This is a genomic window from Streptomyces sp. NPDC090741 (assembly GCF_044769045.1).
GTDB lineage: Bacteria > Actinomycetota > Actinomycetes > Streptomycetales > Streptomycetaceae > Streptomyces.
The window spans coordinates 60455-76751 of sequence record NZ_JBIVXF010000001.1 but is presented as its reverse complement, the minus strand read 5'-3'; the positions used below and the strand labels follow the sequence as shown (position 1 = coordinate 76751).

15 protein-coding genes are annotated in these 16297 nt (G+C 70.3%); 8 read left to right on the top strand and 7 right to left on the bottom strand.

Features of this window, described 5'->3' with window-relative positions; genetic code table 11:
• Positions 1-24 precede the first annotated feature (24 nt).
• Positions 25-1203 carry a PotD/PotF family extracellular solute-binding protein gene (locus ACIQU4_RS00315; protein ID WP_403723912.1) on the top strand — a complete coding sequence of 393 codons (1179 nt, stop codon included), beginning with the start codon at positions 25-27 and terminating at the stop codon, positions 1201-1203.
• Positions 1204-1302: 99 nt separating this feature from the next.
• Positions 1303-1767 (top strand): hypothetical protein, encoded by a 465-nt coding sequence (locus ACIQU4_RS00310; RefSeq protein WP_403723910.1) that lies wholly within the window; start codon positions 1303-1305, stop codon positions 1765-1767.
• Positions 1768-1770: 3 nt separating this feature from the next.
• Here ACIQU4_RS00310 and ACIQU4_RS00305 read toward each other — a convergent pair whose 3' ends face one another.
• From ACIQU4_RS00305 to ACIQU4_RS00285, 5 genes are all read right to left on the bottom strand, one after another.
• Positions 1771-2988 carry a serine hydrolase domain-containing protein gene (locus tag ACIQU4_RS00305; RefSeq protein WP_403723908.1) on the bottom strand — a complete coding sequence of 406 codons (1218 nt, stop codon included), beginning with the start codon at positions 2986-2988 and terminating at the stop codon, positions 1771-1773.
• 145 nt (positions 2989-3133) lie between these two features.
• Positions 3134-3862: a response regulator gene (locus ACIQU4_RS00300; RefSeq protein ID WP_403723905.1), complete on the bottom strand. Its 729-nt coding sequence runs from the start codon at positions 3860-3862 to the stop codon at positions 3134-3136.
• Positions 3859-5058, bottom strand: a complete 1200-nt coding sequence (locus ACIQU4_RS00295; RefSeq protein ID WP_403725879.1) for a sensor histidine kinase — start codon at positions 5056-5058, stop codon at positions 3859-3861. Before ACIQU4_RS00295 ends, ACIQU4_RS00300 begins: the two co-directional genes overlap by 4 nt.
• Positions 5058-5765 carry a glycerophosphodiester phosphodiesterase gene (locus ACIQU4_RS00290; protein WP_403723904.1) on the bottom strand — a complete coding sequence of 236 codons (708 nt, stop codon included), beginning with the start codon at positions 5763-5765 and terminating at the stop codon, positions 5058-5060. Before ACIQU4_RS00290 ends, ACIQU4_RS00295 begins: the two co-directional genes overlap by 1 nt.
• A 12-nt stretch (positions 5766-5777) precedes the next feature.
• Complete coding sequence (locus tag ACIQU4_RS00285) at positions 5778-6803, bottom strand: adenosine deaminase (protein WP_403723901.1); 1026 nt, start codon at positions 6801-6803, stop codon at positions 5778-5780.
• A 109-nt stretch (positions 6804-6912) separates the two neighbouring features.
• Here ACIQU4_RS00285 and ACIQU4_RS00280 point away from each other — a divergent pair, with 109 nt between their 5' ends.
• The gene (locus ACIQU4_RS00280; protein WP_403723899.1) at positions 6913-7590 is read left to right on the top strand and encodes a DUF4190 domain-containing protein; all 678 of its coding nucleotides are present in this window, start codon (positions 6913-6915) and stop codon (positions 7588-7590) included.
• Between the two features lie 79 nt (positions 7591-7669).
• On the opposite strand, the gene ACIQU4_RS00275 is transcribed toward ACIQU4_RS00280, so the two are convergent.
• Positions 7670-9256 (bottom strand): TROVE domain-containing protein, encoded by a 1587-nt coding sequence (locus ACIQU4_RS00275; protein WP_403723896.1) that lies wholly within the window; start codon positions 9254-9256, stop codon positions 7670-7672.
• Positions 9257-9749: 493 nt separating this feature from the next.
• The gene (locus tag ACIQU4_RS00270; protein ID WP_403723895.1) at positions 9750-10304 is read right to left on the bottom strand and encodes an NADAR family protein; all 555 of its coding nucleotides are present in this window, start codon (positions 10302-10304) and stop codon (positions 9750-9752) included.
• Between the two features lie 182 nt (positions 10305-10486).
• Between ACIQU4_RS00270 and ACIQU4_RS00265 the strand changes: the two genes are divergently transcribed.
• From ACIQU4_RS00265 to ACIQU4_RS00245, 5 genes are all read left to right on the top strand, one after another.
• Positions 10487-12004 (top strand): gamma-aminobutyraldehyde dehydrogenase, encoded by a 1518-nt coding sequence (locus ACIQU4_RS00265; RefSeq protein WP_403723892.1) that lies wholly within the window; start codon positions 10487-10489, stop codon positions 12002-12004.
• A gap of 72 nt (positions 12005-12076) precedes the next feature.
• Entirely contained in the window at positions 12077-13327 is a 1251-nt protein-coding gene (locus ACIQU4_RS00260) for a spermidine/putrescine ABC transporter substrate-binding protein (RefSeq protein WP_403723890.1), read from the top strand.
• A gap of 76 nt (positions 13328-13403) precedes the next feature.
• Positions 13404-14555, top strand: a complete 1152-nt coding sequence (locus tag ACIQU4_RS00255) for an ABC transporter ATP-binding protein (RefSeq protein WP_403723887.1) — start codon at positions 13404-13406, stop codon at positions 14553-14555.
• On the top strand, positions 14552-15481 hold the full coding sequence (locus tag ACIQU4_RS00250) for an ABC transporter permease (RefSeq protein WP_403723884.1): 930 nt from the start codon (positions 14552-14554) through the stop codon (positions 15479-15481). Before ACIQU4_RS00255 ends, ACIQU4_RS00250 begins: the two co-directional genes overlap by 4 nt.
• Positions 15481-16275: an ABC transporter permease gene (locus tag ACIQU4_RS00245; protein WP_403723881.1), complete on the top strand. Its 795-nt coding sequence runs from the start codon at positions 15481-15483 to the stop codon at positions 16273-16275. The genes ACIQU4_RS00250 and ACIQU4_RS00245 overlap by 1 nt, the downstream gene beginning before the upstream one ends.
• Positions 16276-16297: the final 22 nt, after the last annotated feature.

Genomic DNA, 16297 nt, shown 5'->3' with positions numbered 1-16297 from the left:
CCTCCGTTCCCCGAGGCTTTGCCCATGCCTGAACTCGCCTTCTCCCGCCGCGCGGCGCTGCGCGGCCTCGGTGCCGCCGGCCTGTTCGCGGCCCTGACCGGCTGCGGTGTGCCCGCCGCGTTCGTCCCCGAGGGCCGGCGGGGAGGCCCGGACCGCTCCGACCGGGACAAGCGGGTGGCCTTCTCGAACTGGCCGCTGTACATCGACACCGACGACGAGGACGAGGAGCGCCGGCCCACGCTGGACGCCTTCTCGGAGAAGACCGGCATCGAGGTCCGGTACACCGAGGAGATCAACGACAACGACGAGTTCTTCGGCAAGGTCAGTCCGGCCCTGATGAACCACCAGGAGACCGGCCACGACCTGGTGGTGGTCAGCGACTGGATGGCCGCCCGCTTCGTCCACCTGGGCTGGGCCCAGAAGATGGACCGTACGGCACAGCCCAACGTGGCCGCCCACCTGGACCCGCAGCTGCGGTCCCCCGCCTTCGACGAGGGCCGCCTGCACACCGTCCCGTGGCAGTCGGGGATCACCGGCATCGCCTACAACCGCAAGGCGCTGGGCCGGGAGATCAAGTCCGTCCAGGACCTGTGGCACCCGGACCTGGCCGGCAAGGTCACCCTCTTCTCCGGCCTGGACGAGTCCTTCGCCCTGCTGATGCAGGGCAACGGCGTGGACGTCACCCGGTGGACCGAGTCCGACTTCCACCGGATGTGCGACCAGGTGGAGAGCATGGTGAAGAAGAAGCACATCCGCCGCTTCACCGGCAACGACTACACGTCCGATCTGAGCAAGGGCGACGTCCTGGCCTGCCAGGCGTACTCCGGCGACGCCATCCAGCTCCAGGCCGACAACCCCGACATCGAGTTCGTGGTCCCGGAGGAGGGCGCCGAGCTCTGGGCGGAGAGCCTGCTCGTCCCCAACCTGGCCCGGCACAAGGCCAACGCCGAGGCCCTGGTCGACCACTACTACGCCCCGGAGGTGGCCGCCGAGCTCGCCGCCGCCGTCAACTACGTCTGCCCTGTCCCGGCCGCCCGCGAGGTCCTGGCCGCCTCCGAGGACAAGGAGACCGCCGAACTCGCCGAGAACCCGCTGATCTTCCCCGACGAGGAGATGCGCAAGCGGCTCGTCGTGGCCCGGGACATCTCCTCGGCCGAGCGCCGCTCCCTCGCCCAGCGCTGGAACGCCATCGTCGGTCTCTGAGCGCCGGACGGCGCGGGGATGATCACAGTCCTGCCACAGAACTGAACGCGTTCAGGGAATTGGCTGAACGTGTTCAGAAATCGGCGTACGCTTCCTTCCATGAGCGAGAGAAGCGCCCTTCAGCGGCGGATCCGTGCCTGGCTGGTCCTGTTCATCGTCTGCCTCGTGCTCAGCGGCCTCACCGCCTTCCCCCTGGTCACCGAACTCCACTGGGCCAACTCCCTGGTGTCCCACGAGTGGCTGCGGCGAGTGGGGGACGGGCTGGACCGGGCCGACGCGGACTACCCGTTCCTGCTCTACGGCACCGACTGGCTCGCCTTCGCCCACCTGGTGATCGCGGTCTTCTTCTACGGAGTCCACCGCGACCCCGTCCGCAACATATGGATCGTCGAGGCCGGCATGATCGCCTGCGCCGGCGTGATCCCCCTGGCCCTGATCTGCGGCCCGATCCGCGGTATCCCCTTCGGGTGGAGCCTCATCGACATGTCGTTCGGCGTCTTCGGGGTCATACCCCTGATGGTGCTCCGCCGCATGATCAAACGACTCGAGGCCCTGCCCGCCTGACCGCTACCTGGTGAAGGCCGCCATGACGATCCCGTAGGCCACCTTGTTCATGTCCTGCCCCTTCGCGTCGGTGGAGTTGACCGAGTAGACGAGGGTGCGCGAGAGGTCGCGCGCCCCGCCGATCACGGTGCTGTAGCCGTACCGGGAGCCCGTCTTGCCGTAGACCGCCGTGCCGTCGGGCAGGACGAACCGCTTCATCCCCGCTGTCTGCACGGCGTCCTCGCCGGACTCGAAGTCCTTGACCGCGGGCACCGTGAACATCTCCTCCAGCTGCGCCTTCGGCACCACCCGGCCCGCGAACAGGGCCTGAGTGAACTTCTCCAGGTCCGCCGTGGTCGATATCAGGTCCCCGGCAGCCCAGTTGGACGAGGAGTTCCAGTCGGTCACGTCCACCAGCGTGCTCCCGCCGCCGGGCTTCTCCACGGCTTGGTAGCCGTGGTGGTGCGGGCCCGCCATTCGGTTCTCCCCACGCGCCGGAACCGACGTGTGGCGCAGGCCGAGCGGCCTCAGGATCCGTTCGGACAGGGCCTGTTCGTACGTCGTTCCCGTCAGCTTCTCGATCAGCACGCCCAGCACCGTGTAATCGATGTTGAGGTAGTGCTGCTTCTCGCCCGGCCTGAACTCGGGGCCCTTCGCCACCGCTTCGGCGATCAACGCGTGCGGATCGACCACGTCGAACCGGTGGGCGTACTGCTCCTCGAAGGAATCCCCGGGCCCGTCGGCCGGCCGGATGCCGCTCGTGTGGTTCAGCAACTGCCGGACGCTTACGGGCTCGAAGCCCTTCGGACCGGACGGCAGCAGCCCCGGCAGGTACTGCTGCACCGGCTTGTCCAGATCGACCTTGCCCTCGGCGGCCAGCTGGAGCACCACCGCCGCCGTGAAGGTCTTCGTCACCGAACCCGCCCGGAACCGGGCATCATCGAACGCCTTGCGTCCGGTACGGACATCGGCCACGCCGGAACTGCCCACCCAGCGGCCGCTCGTACCGCCCACCCGCACCAGAGCGGCCGTCGCGTCCTTGTCGTCAGGGCCGACGCCGGCGATCGCCCTGCTCAGCGCCGCCGCGTCGGGCGCGGCCGTGTAGAGCGGTGGCGCCATGGCGCCCGTCGGCGCCGGCACGGTCACCGCTGCGGACATCGGAGCGGCATGGGCGACGGCCGGGCCGGCCGCGATGCCCAGGACCAAGGCGCCGGTGACCAGTGTGCGCGTACGTACCTTCATGGCGGAATCCCCCTTGAACCATCCGGGCCCCAGCGGCCCCGATGACTCAATGCTGCAGGTCACAGGGGTGTCCGCGGATCACCACCAAGAGGGGTCTTCAGCAGTACGACAACTCACCCGCGCGAGGGATCCGACCGTCGCCCTCTCACTCCCCGGAGGGAGATACCCGAGAGCCGGCCCCGCCCCCGGGCCCCGTCCCGGCCGCGATCAGACCCGTCTCGTACGCGCAGATCACCGCCTGGATCCGGTCCCGCAGCCCCAGCTTCGCCAGCACATGGCCCACATGCGACTTCACCGTGTGCTCGCTCACCACCAGCGCGGCCGCGATCTCCGCGTTCGACAGCCCCCGCCCCAGGTGCAGCAGTGTCTCCCGCTCCCGCGCCGTCAGCACCTCCAGCCGCTGCACGGGCAGCGCCCCCGCCGCCGGCAGCGCCCCCGCCGCCGGCCGCGCCGTCGCCGCCGTGTACTCCTCGATCAGCCGCCGCGCCACCGACGGCGCGAGCAGCGAGTCGCCCGCCGCCACCACCCGTACGGCATGCACCAGATCGTCCCGCCGCACGTCCTTCAGCAGGAACCCGCTCGCCCCCGCGTGCAGCGCCTCGTAGACGTACGCGTCCGAGTCGAAGGTCGTCAGCATCACCGTCCGGCACGAGGTCCCGGCCGAGATCGTCCGGCACGCCTCGATCCCGTCGAGCACCGGCATCCGGACGTCCAGCAGCGCCACGTCCGGCCGCAGTTCCCGTACTGCCGCCGCCGCCGCCGCGCCATCCCCGACCTCCCCGACGACCTCGATGTCCTCCTGCGCGTCCAGGATCATCGCGAAGCCGCTGCGCACCAGCTCCTGGTCGTCCGCCACCACCACACGGATCGTCAACGCCCCACCTCCAGCGGCGAGGTTACTAGCACCATGCGGACCGAGAACCCCAGGCCACCGGGGCCCGGACCGAACTCCGCCGTACCGCCGTGCGCCGCCGCCCGCTCCCGGATCCCGATCAGCCCGTGTCCCCCGGACGGCCCGCCGAGGGGAGCCTGCGCCACCGTTCCCGGGCCCCGCCCGTCGTCCGTCACCGTCACCGTGAGCGCCCGGGGCCCGTACGCCAGCCGGACCGACACCTGCGACGCCCCGGCGTGCTTCACCACGTTCGTCAGCGCCTCCTGCACCACCCGGTGCACCGTCGCCTCCAGCGGCGCCGGCAACGCTCGCACCGCGCCCGTGCGCTCGTACGAGACCTGCGGCCCGCTGCCCCGGACCCGCTCCAGCAGCCCCGGCAGCTCCTCGATCCCGGGCTGCGGCGACCGCGGAGCCGCCTCCCGTGCTGCCGGGTCCGTCCGCAGTACGCCCAGCATGGTCCGCAGCTGCGCCATCGCGTCCCGCCCCGTCTCGGCGATCGCGTCGAACGCGGCCTCCGCCCGCTCGGGCGCCCTGCGCACCGCCACCGGACCGGCCTCCGCCTGCACGATCATGATGCTGACCGCGTGCGAGAGGATGTCGTGCATCTCCCGCGCTATCCGTGCCCGTTCGCGTGCCGCAGCCTGCTCCGCCTCGATCCGGTTCGTCCGCTCCAGCTCCGCGGCACGCGCCTCGATGGCGGCCGTGTATGCCTGCCGGGTGTACTGGAGCCGCCCCAGGACGTAGGCCGCCGCGAAGACGAACAGCGCGAACAGCAGCTCCTTGGCCGTCCCGGTGTTGAGCGCCACGGAGACCAGGATCAGCCCGGTCAGGGTCACGCCCATCGCGATCCGCACCCGGGCCGGGCACAGCAGCGCCATCGTGTACACGCCGATCAGCGAGGCGTACGGCAGCGGCTGCCCCGGGCCGTCCAGCGCCAGGGTGTAGAGCGAGCCGGCCGCGACCATCCCGAAGATCGCCGCCACGGGCGCCCGCCGCCGCCACACCAGCGGTACGTTGCCCAGCGTCGTCAGCAGATACGCGGGCCAGGTGGCCGGCGAATCCAGCGGATCGCGGGGCACGACGAACGGAATCGTCGTCGCCACCTGGACCAGCAGCGCCAGACCCAGGTCCTGCCACCGCGGATCCGCCCGCCGGACCCGCTCCCCCCAGGTGCGTATCACCGGCCGGGCAGCCCGAGCTCGGCCCGTACGCGGGACAGGGCGTCCAGGCGGTTGGTGGTGACGGAGTCCACGCCGGCCGCGATCAGCCTGCGCATCGACCACGTGGTGTCCGCGGTCCAGGCCGAGACCCGCAGGCCCTCCCGGTGGAGGGCGTCCGTCAGCTCCCGGTCCACCAGCCCGAAGCGGTAGTTGAGCCAGGACGGCGCCACCGCGTCGATCAGCACCCGGCGGGGCGGCGACAGCGTGGTCCAGGTCAGCGCGATCTCGGCGCCCGGATCGGCCGCGCGTACGGCCAGCATCGTGTCCGGGCCCGCGCAGTAGTACGTACGGTCGCGCGCCCCGCACTCCCGGACCTGGCCGACGACCGTCCGTACGGCCTCGGCCGTCGCCCCGGGCAGGTCGATCATCACCCGGCCCGCGCCGGCCGCCATCAGGGCCTCGCGCAGCGTCGGGATCCGGCCCTCCGTCAGCTCCTTCAACTGCGGGGCCGTGACGGCGTCGAGCCGCACGTCATGGCCCCACAGCCGCTGGAGCGTCTCGTCGTGGAGGAGGACCGGCACCCCGTCGCGGGTCAGCCGTACGTCGATCTCCACCGCGTCCGCCCCGCGTGCGAAGGCGGAGCGGATCGAGGGCAGGGTGTTCTCGCGGACACGGTAGGGATCGCCGCGGTGGCCTACGGCCGTCAGGGTGTGCATGGCACCCATTCTGAGGGGGCGTCAGCGCGCCAGCCAGGCGGAGGTGTACGTGTCGATCTCCGCGCTCAGCTTCGCCTTGCCGGCCTCGTCCAGGAAGGAGGCCTCGACGGCGTTCTTCGCCAGCTGCGCGAGCCCGCGCTCGTCGAGGTCGAGGAGCCGGGCGGCGACCGCGTACTCGTTGTTGAGGTCGGATCCGAACATCGGCGGGTCGTCGCTGTTGATGGTGACGAGCACGCCCGCCTGCACCATCTCCTTGACGGGGTGCCGGTCCAGGTCGGTCACGGCGCGCGTGGCGATGTTGGAGGTCGGGCAGACCTCCAGCGCGATCCGGTGCTCGGCGAGGTAGGCGAGCAGCTCCGGGTCCTGGGTGGCGCTGGTGCCGTGGCCGATGCGCTCGGCGCCCAGCTCGCGGATGGAGTCCCAGATCGTCTCCGGGCCGGTGGTCTCGCCGGCGTGCGGCACGCTGTGCAGGCCGGCCGCGCGGGCGGCGTCGAAGTACGGCTTGAACTGCGGGCGCGGCACGCCGATTTCGGGGCCGCCGAGGCCGAAGGAGACCAGGCCCTCGGGGCGCAGGTCGACGGCGAGGCGCGCGGTCTCGGCGGCGGCCTCCAGGCCGGCCTCGCCGGGGATGTCGAAGCACCAGCGCAGGATGACGCCGAGCTCGGTCTCGGCGGCCTTGCGGGCGTCCTCGATGGCCTCCATGAAGGCCTTCTCGTCGATGCCGCGGCGGGTGGAGGAGTACGGGGTGATGGTGAGCTCGGCGTAGCGGATGTTCTGCCGGGCCATGTCGCGGGCGACTTCGTAGGTCAGGGTGCGTACGTCGTCGGGGGTGCGGACCAGATCCACGACGGAGAGGTAGACCTCGATGAAGTGCGCGAAGTCGGTGAAGGTGAAGTAGTCGGCGAGCGCCTCGGGGTCGGTGGGGACCTTGGAGTCGGGGTGTCGGGAGGCGAGTTCGGCCACGATGCGCGGGGAGGCCGAGCCGACGTGGTGGACGTGGAGTTCCGCCTTGGGCAGCCCAGCGATGAAGGGGTTCAGGTCGGGCATGAGGGAGCCTCCGGGAGGAGCGGGTGCGGACAGATCGGGCTTCATCGTAGGCAGCTCCGGGACTGTCGGTGACAGCACATAGCATGGGCGTACGAGAGGGGGGCGCCGCATGACCGATCAGAGCCCCGAGCCGAAGGATCCGTGGGCGCCGCCGGAGCGGCCGGCGGTGGAGCTCGGGAAACCGCAGGCCGCACCGGGGGTGTCCCCTCCGCCGTCCGTGCACGACCAGCAGACGATCGCGGGGATGCCGGGGGGCGACGTCCCGCCGGCGCAGATACCCGGCCCGACGCCGCAGCCCGCGTACGGGTACCCGGCCCAGCCGGACCCGGGGGGCTACGCGTACCCCGGACCGCCGCCCGCGCAGCCGGCGTACGGCCATCCCGGCTACCCGGGCCATCCCGGCTACCAGGGCCAGCCGGGGTACCCCGGCTATCCGGGCTACCCCGGATACCCCGGCTATCCGCAGAAGAGCAACGGCTTCGGGATCACCGCCCTCGTGCTCGGCATCATCGGCATCGTCACCTGCTACCTGGGCCTGCTGTTCGGCGTCCCGGCGGTCATCTTCGGCGTCCTGGGCCGCGGCAAGGCCCAGCGCGGCGAGGCCGACAACGGCCCGATGGCGCTGGCCGGCATCATCCTGGGCGCGGTCGGCATCCTGCTCAGCCTGCTGATGATCGGGCTCGTCATCGCCGGCGTCCTGCTCGGTGACCCAGGGCGCGGGAACGACTTCGACTACGACAACGGTGGTTCGTCGCCCTCGCACACGCAGATACGCGAACACGTCTGAGCGGTGGGCACGGCCTTGGGGGGTTAGGGGGTGTCTTGTGGGTCAGGCCGGGCTCGCGGCGTGATCCACAAGACACCCCCTACGCCACCCACGGCCAGTCGGCGTCCCGGCCGCCCTCGATCAGGGAGACCATCCGGAAGGCCGCGTCGCCGAGTCCGCCGAAGGTGTGCCGGTTGGCGGACCCGGAGGGCGCGTGGCCCGTCCGGTACCCGGCGAGGTTCCAGGTGTACACCGGGACCTCGTTCGGGACGAGGGCCGTCGGGTCGCCGCCGTAGTGGTACGTCGCCTGCTCGTCGGTGACGATCAGGACCCGGTCGTGCCCCTTGTAGTACCTGCGCACGGCCTCGGAGGTGTCGGTGCCGCCGAGGTCCTCGAACCGCTCCAGCACCTTCAGCACGGACTCGCCCCGGCCGTACGGGACCTGCTTGCTGTGCGTCCCGAACTGCACCAGGTCCGCGTCCTCGGCGCGCAGCGCCAGCGCCGCGCCGAAGACGGCCGCCGCGTCCGCCCGGTTGAGCCGCGAGCGGTCCGACAGGGGTGCCCACATCGACCCCGAGCGGTCCACGAGGACCAGCGTCCGGCCCGGCAGGGCCGGTACGTTGGCCAGCGAGTGGCCGAGCGCCTGCTCCAGCGGGTACGCCCAGCGCAGCGAGGGCGCGTGCTGGTAGGCGGCCAGGTAGCGGAACGGGAACTGCCGGGACCGGGCGACGGCCTCCGGGTCGCTGACCTTCGCCGCGACCTGCGCGGCCACCGCGTCCGAGACACCGGCCTGGTCGAAGTTGCGCAGGTTGCGCAGCAGCGCCATCGCGCCCATGGACGGGATGACCGCCTCCCAGGCGGCCGCGTCCATCGGCCCCTGGAGCCAGCCGGCCAGCGCCTCCCAGGTCATGCCCGCGGCGGCGAGCCGCTCGGCCCCGTCGGGCGCGGTGACCACGGCCCGGCGTTCCTCCACCGGCAGTTCCATGAGCTCCCGGTGTGCGAGCAGGGTGCGGTTGCCGGCCGGCACCTGCGCCGTCTGCGGGTGGTGGCGCCGGTCGAGGGCGTACCGGAACAGCTCGCCCTGCCAGGCCTTCGCGGGATCGGGGGAGGCGTGCACGAGGTTGAGCACGTCGCCGAATCGGTATCCCTTGGAGTCGGTGTCGTACTTCAGCAGCGAGGTACCGGAGTAGAGCCTGCGCACGGCATCGGCGATACCGCGCTTGACGGGCTTGGGGACGCTGCGCCCGTACGTCGCCGTCCAGTAGGCCAGCAGTTCACCGGGCTCGTCCGCGCGCCGCAGTACGCAGTCCACGACCTCGCGGTTCGACGGCCCGCCGGTGGCTCCGGCGTCGAGCCGCGCCTTCACGTACTCGGCCGCTCCGACCAGGGAGGCCGTCCGCATGTTCCCGTCGGTGCGCAGCCAGCGGAGCAGGCCGGCGGTCCACGCGGGGTCCTCGACGGCGAGGCGGCGCACGAGGGCGGAGAACCGGTCGTCGCGGGCCTCGCCGCTCTCGTAGAACGTCCGCTGCGTCACGAAGTTGGCGACGGCGAGCAGGAACAGCTCGGAGCGCGCGTCGCGGACGAAGCCGCGGCCGCCCTGGTGGTTGTCGGCGCGAGCGCCCGTGGAGCGCACGGGCGAGGCGGGCCCTGAGGGCGCCTTGGACGCGCGCAGGTTGAAGCGAGCCATGTGAATCCCCCCGAATTCAGTGGTACGTGGGGGAGGCGTGACGTGCGGGACGCCCGAGTTCAGAGGTCGGCGACGGACTGTGTCGACTGCTCTCTCCGGACTGAGCTACCGGCCGCAGCCGGGCGGGATTCGAACCCGCGACCCGTCGATCCGGAAGTAGCCGTCGCCTGCGCACCGGGCATCCCGCACGCGTGCCTCCCGAGATCAAGGTGGCGGCGGCTTGGGATTCTCTGCAAAAGAAGGAGCCGCAGCCCGCGCACCGGGAGGTGCGTGACGTAGGTGTCCAGAGTTCGAGGTCGGCGAAACCACGTGCTGCTCTGCCAACTGAGCTACACCGGCCCGAAAAGCCGGTGGCGGGACTCGAACCCGCGACCTGCCCATTAAGAGTGGAAGTAGGTCTCGCCTGCGCACCTGGACGAGTCCTACGGTAGGCGGCCCGCTCGCCCGCCCGCCACGCATTTAAGATCGCGCCCGCCAGGGGACCCGACCTGGGTCAGACGGCGTCCGTACGCAGCCGGTCGCGGGCCTCCATCAGCGCGAAGCCCAGCAGGTTCAGCCCGCGCCAGCGGGAGGGGTCCAGGGCTCGCTCGTCGTCCGCCGCCAGCCCGATGCCCCAAATGCGGTCCATCGGACTCGCCTCCACCAGCACCCGGTCCCCGGTCGACAGCAGGTACGCGCGCAGCCGGGGGCCGGACGCGAACTTGTGCACGCTGCCCTCCACCACCAGCGCGAACCGCTCCCGCGCCCATGTCTCCTCGTCGAAGCCGCGCACCAGTCGCCCGGCCTTCTTGGCCTCCGCCGGAGTCTTCGCCTCCAGCGCGGCGCGCTCCGCTTCGGCGTCCCCGAACAGCCGGGCCTTGCCGGCCATCATCCAGTGCTCGGCCGTGTCGTACCGGACATCACCCACGGTGAACGGCGACGGCCACCACTGGCTCATACAGCTGGGGCCGAGCGTCCCGTCGGGCCGCGGCCGGTGCCCCCAGAACGGCAGGTACTTCACCCGCTCACCACGGCTGACCTGCTCGATCAATTTGTCGATCTTCTCCATGCACGCGAGTCTGGCAGTCGCCACTGACACTTCGTACGGGATTTGGGTCGTGCCTCGACACATGGTCGACCGATTCCGTCGCGTAATCAAAAGGCAACAACGGAATCACTTGGCGGTGGGGACCACCTCTGCCAGGATCGGCACTCAATTCGAGCTGAAGCTACGGAGAGCGTGAGAGCGTCATGGGTAATCGCTTCCAGGTCAAGGACCGCTTCGCAGACGGCGCGCAGTACATCGACGGGCAGCTGAGGTCCGGTACGTCCGGGCAGTCGCACACCATCGTCAACCCTGCGACGGGCGAGGAGGTGCTCACGTACGAGCTGGCCTCCACCGCCGACGTCGACGAGGCCGTCGCCGCCGCCAAGCGGGCCTTCCCGGCCTGGTCCGCGGCCACCCCTGGCGAGCGCTCGGACGCCCTGCACCGGCTGGCCGCCGTGCTGGCCGAGCAGGCGGAGGACTTCGCGTACGCGGAATCCCTCCAGTGCGGCAAGCCGATCAAGCTGTCCACCGAGTTCGACGTTCCGGGAACCATCGACAACACCGCCTTCTTCGCGGGCGCCGCCCGGCATCTCCAGGGGCAGGCGGCGGCCGAGTACTCAGGGGACCACACCTCCTACGTACGACGCGAGGCCATCGGGGTCGTCGGTTCCATCGCACCCTGGAACTATCCGCTCCAGATGGCCGCCTGGAAGATCCTCCCGGCGATCGCCGCGGGTAACACGATCGTCCTGAAGCCAGCCGAGCTGACCCCGCTGACCTCCCTGATGTTCGCCCAGGCCGCCAAGGACGCGGGTCTGCCCGACGGCGTGGTCAACATCGTCACGGGCGCCGGCCGGGATGCGGGCGAGCACCTGGTCGGGCACCCGGACGTGGTCATGACCTCCTTCACCGGCTCCACCGCCGTCGGCAAGCGGGTCGCCGAGATCGCCACCGCCACCGTCAAGCGCCTCCACCTGGAGCTCGGCGGCAAGGCGCCCTTCCTGGTCTTCGACGACGCCGACCTGGAGGCCGCCGCGCACGGCGCCGTCGCCGCCTCCCTGATCAACACCGGCCAGGACTGCACCGCCGCCACCCGCGCGTACGTCCAGCGCCCCCTGCACGACGCCTTCGTCGCCCGCGTGGCCGAGCTGATGGAGACCGTCCGCCTGGGCGACCCCTTCGACCCGGCCACCGACCTCGGTCCGCTGGTCTCGCACGCCCAGCGCGACCGGGTCGCCGGCTTCGTGGAGCGCGCCCGCGGCTACGCCACCGTCGTCACCGGCGGCGAGGTCCCGGGGGGCGAGCTCGCCGAGGGCGCGTACTACCGGCCCACCCTCGTCTCCGGCGCCGCTCAGGACAGCGAGGTCGTCCAGTCCGAGATCTTCGGCCCGGTCCTCGTCGTCCTGCCCTTCGACACCGACGACGAGGGCATCGAGCTGGCCAACGACACCCCGTACGGACTGGCCGCCTCCGCCTGGAGCCGCGACGTCTACCGGGCCGGCCGCGCCACCCGCGAGATCAAGGCGGGCTGCGTCTGGGTCAACGACCACATTCCGATCATCAGCGAGATGCCTCACGGCGGCTACAAGGCGAGTGGCTTCGGAAAGGACATGAGCGCCTACTCCTTCGAGGAGTACACGCAGGTCAAGCACGTGATGTACGACAACACCGCGGTGGCCGCCAAGGACTGGCACCGCACCATCTTCGGGGACCGCACCTAACCGTCTTCGGCTCTCGCCGAGTGGCAGCCGGCCGCCTGACCAGCGGCGCCACCCCTCCCGAAAGGGCAGCTCATGGAGCAGTTCGAGCCCGACCGCCTCTCGGCGGCGCAACTCGCCGCGATGCGGCGCAGCCTTGACAGTGGGCGCGGCGCCCTCACCCGCCGCTCGCTGTTGCGCGCCTCCGGTGTCGGAGCGCTCACCCTCGGCGGCCTGGCCTCCCTGTCCGCCTGCGGCATCCCGCCGGCCAAGCGTGCGGGCGACACGGCTGTGGCCTCCGACGACCACTCGGCCGAGGAGAAGGAGCTCAACTTCTCCAACTGGACCGAGTACATGGACACCAGCGAGGACGAGAAGTCCCATCCCACGCTGGAGGAGTTCACCAAGCGCACCGGGATATCGGTCAAGTACACCGAGGACATCAACGACAACGTCGAGTTCTTCGGCAAGGTCCGACCGCAGCTCGCGGCCGGCCAGGACACCGGCCGTGACCTGATCGTCGTCACCGACTGGCTCGCCGCCCGCATCATCCGGCTCGGCTGGGCGCAGAAGCTGGACCCCTCCCACCTCCCGCACGCCTACGCCAACCTGATCCCGCAGTTCCGCAACCCGGACTGGGACCCGGGCCGCTCGTACAGCTATCCCTGGACCGGTATCGACACCGTCATCGCCTACAACGTGAAGGCCACCGGCGGCAAGAAGGTCGACTCCGTCACGCAGCTGCTGGACGACCCTTCCCTCAAGGGCCGCGTCGGCTTCCTCACCGAGATGCGCGACAGTGTCGGAATGACCCTGATCGACCAGGGCAAGGACCCGGCGAACTTCACCACCGCCGACTTCGACGCCGCCATCGGCCGGCTCCAGAAGGGCGTCGACACCAAGCAGATCCGCCGCTTCACCGGCAACGACTACACGGCGGACCTCGACAAGGGCGACCTCGCCGCCTGCCTGGCCTGGGCCGGCGACGTCATCCAGCTCCAGGCCGGCAACCCGGACATCCAGTACGCGATCCCGGCGCCCGGTTACATCACCTCCAGCGACAACCTGCTGGTCCCCGCCCATGCCCGGCACAAGGCCAACGCCGAGAAGCTGATCGACTTCTACTACGAGCCGCCGATCGCCGCCCAACTGGCCGCGTTCATCAGCTACGTCTGCCCCGTCGAAGGCGTCAAGGAAGACCTTGCGAAGATCGACCCCGCGCTCGCGGACAACCCCTTGATCATTCCGGACAAGGCGATGGCGGCCAAGGCCCACGCCTTCCGCTCCCTCACCAGTGAGGAAGAGACCGCGTACGAGGAGAAGTTCGCCAAGCTCATCGGAGCCTGACGAACCCCTTCCCCCCCCGTGCCGGCATCCGCGCCCCGCACCCTTCCGACGACACCACCACCGAAGGCCGCGACCCATGACTGACAAGACCGCGGGCGGCGACGTCCGCCTCGCCGGGATCAGCAAGCACTACGGCTCGTTCACCGCCGTGCACCCGCTGGATCTCACCATCCCCCAGGGCTCCTTCTTCGCCCTGCTCGGCGCCTCGGGCTGCGGGAAGACCACCACCCTGCGCATGATCGCCGGTCTGGAGGAGCCCTCCACCGGCACGGTCCACCTCGGCGACCGAGAGGTCACCCAGCTGCCGCCGTACAAGCGCCCGGTCAACACGGTGTTCCAGAGCTACGCGCTCTTCCCGCACCTGAACATCTACGAGAACGTGGCCTTCGGACTGCGCCGCCGGGGCATCAAGTCCGTCAAGAAGCAGGTCGACGACATGCTGGAGCTGGTCGAGCTGGGCCAGTTCGTCCAGCGCAAGCCGCACCAGCTCTCCGGCGGCCAGCAGCAGCGCGTGGCGGTCGCCCGCGCGCTCATCAACCACCCGCAGGTGCTGCTCCTCGACGAGCCCCTCGGCGCCCTCGACCTCAAGCTGCGCCGCCAGATGCAGCTGGAGCTCAAGCGGATACAGACCGAGGTCGGCATCACCTTCGTGCACGTCACGCACGACCAGGAGGAGGCCATGACCATGGCCGACACGGTCGCCGTGATGAACGGCGGCCGCGTCGAGCAGCTGGGCGCCCCCGCCGAGCTGTACGAGAATCCGCGCACCACCTTCGTCGCCAACTTCCTCGGCACCTCCAACCTCATCGAGGCCGAGGTCCTGGAGGCGGGCGGCGCCGACGTGATGGTCAGCTCGGCCGGGACGAAGCTGCGGCTGCCCGCGGCCCGATGTTCGACCACCCCCAAGGCCGGCGGAAAGCTGCTGGTCGGGGTGCGCCCCGAGAAGATATCCCTGGTCCACGCGGACGAGGAGGACACCATCGCGGCCGGCCGCAACCAGGTCCGCGGCCGGATCGCGGACTCCTCCTTCATCGGGGTCTCCACCCAGTTCGTCATCGACAGCCCGGTCTGCCCGGAGCTGGAGGTGTACGTCCAGAACATCGAACGCGACGCCCGCCTGGCCCCGGGAGCCGAGGTCGTCCTGCACTGGAACCCCGAGCACACCTTCGGGCTCGACGCGGCACAAGACATCGACGCGGGCATCGAGACGGTCGAGGAGGGCGCATGACCGCCACCGCCGCGCCGCCACGGGCCGAGGCCTCCACCGAACCCCCGGTCCACAAGCCGTCCCTGCGCAAGCGGCTGATCCCGTACTGGCTGCTGATCCCCGGCATCCTGTGGCTGCTGGTGTTCTTCGTCCTGCCGATGATCTACCAGGCCTCCACCTCGGTGCAGACCGGCTCCCTCGAAGAGGGCTTCAAGGTCACCTGGCACTTCCAGACGTACTGGGACGCCCTCACCGAGTACTACCCGCAGTTCCTGCGTTCCCTGCTCTACGCCGGCACCGCGACCGTGCTGTGCCTGCTGCTCGGGTACCCGCTGGCCTACCTGATCGCCTTCAAGGCGGGACGCTGGCGAAACCTTTTGCTGGTGCTGGTCATCGCCCCGTTCTTCACCAGCTTCCTGATCCGCACCCTGGCCTGGAAGACGATCCTGGCCGACGGCGGCCCCGTGGTGGGGGTCCTCAACTCCCTGCACGTCCTGGACGTCACCAGCTGGCTCGGGATGACCCAGGGCGACCGGGTGCTGGCCACGCCGCTCGCGGTGGTCTGCGGTCTGACGTACAACTTCCTCCCCTTCATGATCCTTCCGCTCTACACCTCGCTGGAGCGCATCGACACCCGCCTCCACGAGGCGGCCGGGGACCTGTACGCCCGCCCCGCCACCACCTTCCGGAAGGTGACCTTCCCGCTCTCCATGCCGGGCGTGGTCTCCGGGACCCTGCTCACCTTCATCCCGGCGAGCGGCGACTACGTCAACGCCGAACTGCTCGGATCCACGGACACCCGGATGATCGGCAACGTCATCCAGTCGCAGTACCTGCGCATCCTCGATTACCCGACGGCCGCCGCGCTGTCCTTCATCCTCATGGCCATCGTGCTGATCATGGTCACCATCTACATCCGCCGAGCGGGGACGGAGGACCTGGTCTGATGCGTTGGCTCCGGCGCAATCTCGTCGTCATCTTCGGCCTCGGCACGCTCGCGTACATGATCCTGCCGAACGTCGTCGTGACGGTCTTCTCCTTCAACAACCCCGCCGGGCGGTTCAACTACGCCTGGCAGGAGTTCTCGCTCGACGCCTGGAAGGACCCCTGCGGGGTCGCCGACCTGTGCGGCTCGCTGTCGCTGTCGCTCCAGATCGCCGTGTGGGCCACCATCGGCGCCACCGTCCTCGGCACGGCCATCGCCTTCGCGCTGGTCCGCTACCGCTTCCGGGCGCGCGGCGCGGTCAACTCGCTGATCTTCCTGCCGATGGCCATGCCCGAGATCGTGATGGCGGCCTCGCTGCTCGCCCTCTTCCTCAACATGGGTATCCAGCTGGGCTTCTGGACGATCCTGATCGCCCACATCATGTTCTGCCTCAGCTTCGTCGTCGCGGCCGTCAAGGCGCGCGTCCTGTCGATGGACCCGCGGCTGGAGGAGGCCGCCCGCGACCTCTACGCGGGCCCGGTGCAGACCTTCGTACGGGTCACGCTGCCGATCGCGGCGCCCGGTATCGCGGCCGGCGCGCTGCTCTCGTTCGCGCTCTCGTTCGACGACTTCATCATCACCAACTTCAACTCGGGCAATACCGTCACCTTCCCCATGTTCGTGTGGGGATCGACCCAGCGCGGTACGCCTGTACAGATCAACGTCATCGGTACGGCGATGTTCGTCATCGCGGTGCTGGTGGTGCTCGTCGGCCAGATGGTCGGCAACCGCCGCAAGAAAACTCAGCACCAGTAACGCCCAAGTAACTCTGTAGGGA